4 protein-coding genes are annotated in these 5648 nt (G+C 62.6%); all 4 read left to right on the top strand.

Annotated features, from left to right (window positions below; genetic code table 11):
* Positions 1–1930 (top strand): methionine--tRNA ligase (metG, locus tag ACMKFF_RS09455; protein WP_419496774.1); only part of this gene is annotated, 1930 nt, incomplete at its 5' end.
* Between the two features lie 662 nt (positions 1931–2592).
* Positions 2593–4236, top strand: coding sequence for a glutamate--tRNA ligase (locus tag ACMKFF_RS09460; protein WP_419496775.1), 1644 nt, complete (start codon positions 2593–2595; stop codon positions 4234–4236).
* Between the two features lie 2 nt (positions 4237–4238).
* Positions 4239–4877, top strand: a complete 639-nt coding sequence (locus ACMKFF_RS09465) for a CatA-like O-acetyltransferase (RefSeq protein WP_419496776.1) — start codon at positions 4239–4241, stop codon at positions 4875–4877.
* Positions 4874–5434 carry an HAD family hydrolase gene (locus ACMKFF_RS09470; protein ID WP_419496777.1) on the top strand — a complete coding sequence of 187 codons (561 nt, stop codon included), beginning with the start codon at positions 4874–4876 and terminating at the stop codon, positions 5432–5434. Before ACMKFF_RS09465 ends, ACMKFF_RS09470 begins: the two co-directional genes overlap by 4 nt.
* Positions 5435–5648 lie beyond the last annotated feature (214 nt).

A 5648-nucleotide genomic window follows, 5' to 3' on the forward strand; every position in this document is an offset into this window, starting at 1 on the left:
GTTTTACATCACCACGCCGATCTATTATCCCTCGGATAAGCTCCACATCGGCCACACCTACTGCACCGTAGCCACGGATGCCATGGCGCGCTACAAGCGCCTGCGCGGCTATGACGTGATGTTCCTGACCGGCACGGACGAGCACGGCCAGAAGATCGAGAACCGCGCCAAGGAGGCCGGCATCACACCGAAGCAGTTCGTCGACCAGATCGTCGAGGGTGAGCGCGGCGTGCTCGATCTGTGGAAGCTGATGAACATCTCCTATGACCGCTTCATCCGCACCACGGACGAATACCACGTCAAGGCCATCCAGCGCATTTTTAAGAAGATGTACGAGAACGGCGATATCTACAAGGGAAAATACACCGGCATGTACTGCACGCCGTGCGAATCGTTCTGGACGGAGAGCCAGCTGAAGGACGGCAAGTGCCCCGACTGCGGCCGCGAGGTCCAGCCCGCCGAGGAGGAGGCCTATTTCTTCCGTCTCTCGAAATATGCCCAGCCCGTGCGCGATCTGCTGATGAACACGGACTATCTCCAGCCGCGCTCCCGCGTCAACGAGATGGTGCGCAACTTCATCGATCCCGGTCTGGAGGATCTGTGCGTCTCCCGCACGAGCTTCACCTGGGGCATCCCCGTGGACTTCGATCCGGGCCACGTCGTCTATGTGTGGGTCGACGCCCTGTTCAACTACACGACGGCCCTCGGCTTTGAGAACGACGCTCACCATGACTATGACCGCTACTGGCCTGCCGACGTCCACTTTGTCGGCAAGGAGATCGTCCGCTTCCACTCCATCGTCTGGCCCGCCATGCTCATGAGTATGGGCATGCCCCTGCCGAAGAAGGTCTTCGGACACGGCTGGCTGCTGCTGGACGGCGGCAAGATGTCGAAGTCCAAGGGCAACGTCGTCGACCCGTATCTGCTGGCCGAGCGCTACAGCACGGACGCGCTGCGCTTTTTCCTGCTGCGCTCGTTCCCGTTCGGCTCGGACGGCAACTTCTCCAACGAGCTGCTCATCTCCTGCATCAACACCGACCTTGCCAACGATCTTGGCAACCTCGTCTCGCGCACGACGGCCATGGCGCAGAAGTACTTCGGCGGCAGGCTCCCGGCGGAGCAGCGCGCAGACGACGCGCAGGACGCCGCCCTTGTGGAGCTGGCCGGTTCCCTGCATGAGCGCTATGCCGCGCAGATGGAGCAGTTTGCCTTCCAGAACGCGCTGAGCGAAGTTTTCGCCGTCATTTCCCGCGCCAACAAGTATATCGACGAGACCGCGCCCTGGATCCTCGCCCGCGACGAGAGCAATCTGCCGCGTCTGGCCTGCGTCATGTACAACCTGCTCGAGACCATCCGCATCTGCGGCGGCCTGCTGCAGCCGTTCATGCCGGACACGAGCGCAGAGATCCTGCGCCGCATCGGCGCTTCGGAGAACGCGGACTGGGACAGCCTGTGCAAATTCGGCCTGCTGCCGCGTGAGGCGGCCGTGACCGTCGGCGCGCCGCTGTTCCCGCGCATCGACGCACAGAAGGAGCTTGCCGAGCTGGAGGCCCTGCACGTCGCGGCGCAGGCTCCTGCCGCCGACCCGCTGCCCGAGCCGCTGCCGCCCGTCAGCTTCGACGATTTCTGCAAGGTCGAGATGACCGTCGTCAAGGTTCTGACGTGCGAGAAGGTCAAAAAGTCCGAAAAGCTCCTGAAGTTTACGCTGGACGACGGCACCGGCACGCCGCGCCAGATCCTCTCCGGCATCGCCAAGTATTATCAGCCCGAGGAGCTGCTCGGCAAGACGCTCGTCGCCGTGACGAACCTGCCTCCGCGCAAGATGATGGGGCAGGAGTCCTGCGGCATGCTGCTGTCCGCCGAGCGCGGCGACAAGCTGAACCTCGTCATGCTCGACGATAAGGTCCCCGCCGGTTCCCGCCTCGTGTAAGATATGGTTATCCGGGCGCGCTGCAGATCGCAGCGCGCCCTTTGCATGCCGGAATACCATATTTGCAGCGGCGCTCATTGAGCGCCATGGGCGATCGCAAATCAAGCGGCACAAATTCAGAGGCGCAGGGCTTCCGGATTTGTCATTGCGAGGAGGCGCAGCCGACGTGGCAATCTCGGGAAGGCACTGCCGTCCCGTACAGGCTGTCGAAGAAACGTACACCCCAATTGCGTCTGTAGCGGCGCTCACTGCGCAGCCGTTGGCGGCTTTGCCGCCTTACGGATGCGGCGTGCCCCTTGCGGGTAGTGAGCGCCATGCAGGCTGGCAACATGCGCCGCATGGATTCTGTGGCATGAGGCCACCAAGTTTGTCATTGCGAGGAGCGAAGCGACGTGGCAATCTCGGGAAGGCAGTTACGTTTTCGCCGGAGCCTGCCTGTGATTCAGCCGTGTACTGCGAGATTGCCACGGCCCCTTTGGGGCCTCGCAATGACAATTCGGGACCAATCCTGTTTTTAACGTTCACCGGTACGAATCGCCAGTGCATCGCCGGGAGCGGCATGCCGCTCCCCTGCAGGGTTCCCCGCGCAATGTGCGCATTGATTTTTCCCCCGGCATATGCTATACTTTTTCCGAAAATCAAAAAGAGACCGAGGTATTGTTATGGATCAGAAAGCTCTTGCCGCCCTGCTCTTCCCGGACGTAACGGAAACGCCGGAAGATCTTGAGGCGCGTTATCCCGCCCGCGACCTTCCCGAGGGCGCGGTCGTTACCCGCATGGCTCCCTCCCCCACGGGCTTTGTCCATCTGGGCAACCTTGTGCAGGGCCTTGTCGCCGAGCGCATGGCGCACCAGTCCGGCGGCGTGCTGTTCCTCCGCGTGGAGGATACGGACGCCAAGCGCGAAGTGCCGGGCGCCGTGGAGGTGCTCATCAACACGCTGAAGCACTACGGCATCCACTTTGACGAGGGCGCGACCATCGACGGCGATTCCGGCGCTTACGGCCCCTATCGCCAGCGCCAGCGCGCCGCGATCTACCACGTCTACGCCAAGCAGCTCGTCCTGCAGGGCGATGCCTACCCCTGCTTCTGTACCGAGGAGGAGCTGACTGCCATGCGCGCCGAGCAGGAGGCCAAAAAGGTCAACTTTGGCTACTACGGCGAATATGCCGTCTGGCGCGACCGTCCCATCGAGGATGTCGAGGCCGCCATTGCCGCAGGCAAGCCGTGGGTGCTGCGCTTCCGCTCCACCGGCTCCATTGAAAACAAATTCAAATACAGCGATCTGGTCAAGGGCACGCTCACCGTTACGGAAAACGACATCGATCAGGTCCTGCTGAAGTCCGACGGCATCCCGACCTACCACTTCGCCCACGCCGTGGATGACCATCTCATGCGCACGACCCATGTGGTGCGCGGCGATGAGTGGCTGCCCAGCCTGCCGTTCCACCTGCAGCTGTTCCGCGCGCTCGGCTTCCGCATCCCGAAGTATGTCCACATCGGCCCGCTCATGAAGATGGACGGCACGTCGAAGCGCAAGCTCTCCAAGCGCAAGGACCCGGAGCTTGCCCTGACATACTACAAGGCCGAGGGCTTCCCGGTGCGCGCCGTGTACGAATATGTCATGACGCTGCTGAACTCCAACTACGAGGACTGGCGCAAGGCCAATCCCACGGCTTCCTCGGACGACTTCAAATTCTCCTGCAAAAAGCTCAACCCGGCAGGCGCGCTGTTTGACTATGCCAAGCTCTGTGACGTCTCCAAGAACGAAATCGCCAGGCTGGACGCCGCCGAGGTCTATGACCTTGCGCTGGAATATGCGAAGGAATTCGACCCAGACTTTGCCGCGGCGCTCGAAAGCGACCCCGAGTATGCCCGCAGCATCCTCGCCATCGGCCGCGGCGGCAAGAAGCCGCGCAAGGACCTGACAACGTGGAAGGACGTCCGCCCCTACATGGCCTTCTTCTATGACGGGCTCTTCACGCCCGGCGAGTTCCCCGCCCAGTTTGACGGTGCGGTCGTCCGCGGCATTCTGGAAAAGTTCCTGCAGACTTATGACCCGGCGGATGACGCCGCGGTCTGGTTCGACAAGGTCAAGGCCCTGACGGCCGAGGCAGGCTTCTGTGCCGATATGAAGGCCTACAAGGCCGATCCTGCGGCATGGCCCGGCTCCGTGGCAGACGTTTCGACGTTCCTGCGCATTGCCGTGACCGGCAAGACGAACTCCCCGGACCTCTACACCGTCATGCAGCTGCTCGGCAGCGAGCGCACAGTCGCCCGCATCCGCGCCGCGATGGACCGCCTGTAAGCATGGAGCCACGTACGCTCGATCTCGCGGCCTATCCCCGCCGCGCCCACTTTGACTATTTCCGGCAGATGACAAACCCCTATCTGTCCGTCACGGCCCCGTGCGACATCACGGCCCTGCGCCGCCTGACGCAGGAGCGCGGCCTGCCGTTCTTCCTGACGGTACTGCACTGCGCCATCAACGCCGCAAACGCCGTGCCGGAGCTGCGCCAGCGCATCCGCGGCGAGGGCATCGTGGAATATGACCGCTGCCTCAGCTCGCACACCGTCGCCCTGCCGGACGGGACCTACTGCTACTGCACGCTCGACTGCGCGCAGCCGCTCGGCGCGTTTCTTCCGGCCGCGCAGGCCGAGGTCGCGCGCGTCAAGGCCGCGCCCTCGCTGGACGACGGAGCCGACCCGGACGAGCTGTTCTTCGTCTCGAGCCTGCCGTGGCTGACGTTCTCGGCCATTTCCCTGCCGACGCCCACTCCGGCAGACAGCAATCCCCGCATCACCTTCGGCAAATTCACGCAGGAGGGGGACCGAGTGCTGCTGCCGGTGAATCTGACCGCAAACCACGCGCTGGTGGACGGCCTGCATTTTGCCGCTTTCTTTGACGGCATGGCGCAGCGCGCCGCCCATCCGGAGGAGTATTTTTGAAGAAAAAACTGGCTATCTTTGACATGGACGGCACGCTGTTCGACACGGTTCCCGCCAATCAGGCCGCCTATGCCGTCGCGCTCGCGCCCTACGGCGTGAGCCTGAGCGTCGAGGACTTCGCCCAGCACTGCAACGGGCGCTACTACCGCGATTTTCTCGGCGAGCTGCTCGGCGGCGACGAGGCCAAGATCGACGCCGTACACGACGCGAAGCTCGCCGCCTACCCCGCCCTGTTCCACCGCATCCGCGAAAATACGGCCCTGTTCTCTCTGCTGCAGACGCTGCGCGCCGACTATCACACCGCCCTCGTCACGTCCGCCACGCGCTGCAGCGTTGAGGCCATTCTCCGCTATTTTCACCGCGAGAACTGCTTCGACCTGCTGCTGACGAATGTCGAGGTCCCGCACAAAAAGCCCGCGCCGGACGGCTTCCTCATGGCTATGGAGCACTTCGGTGTTGCCCCCGCCGACACGATCATCTTCGAGGACTCCCCCGAGGGCATTCAGGCCGCGCAGGCCAGCGGCGCACCGTATCTGCTCGTGCGCGAGATCCGTTAAAAAATCCGGGCCAAGAGGCGCACTCCGGAAGGAAGTGCGCCTCAATTATATTCGCCTGACGGCGAGTGATATTGTCCTTCGGACAGTGATATTATGCTTTGCATCGTGATATTGCCTGCGGCAGTTTCACCGGCGAGTATAATATCACAAAAGCCGAGCGGCTTTTCAGCTTGTCAAAAAAGTCCCTCCGGGGCTTTTTCGCCAAGCTGCTTTC

It is taken from the genome of Faecousia sp. (genome assembly GCF_048519415.1).
In the GTDB taxonomy this organism is placed as follows: Bacteria; Bacillota; Clostridia; order Oscillospirales; family Oscillospiraceae; genus JAZOXB01.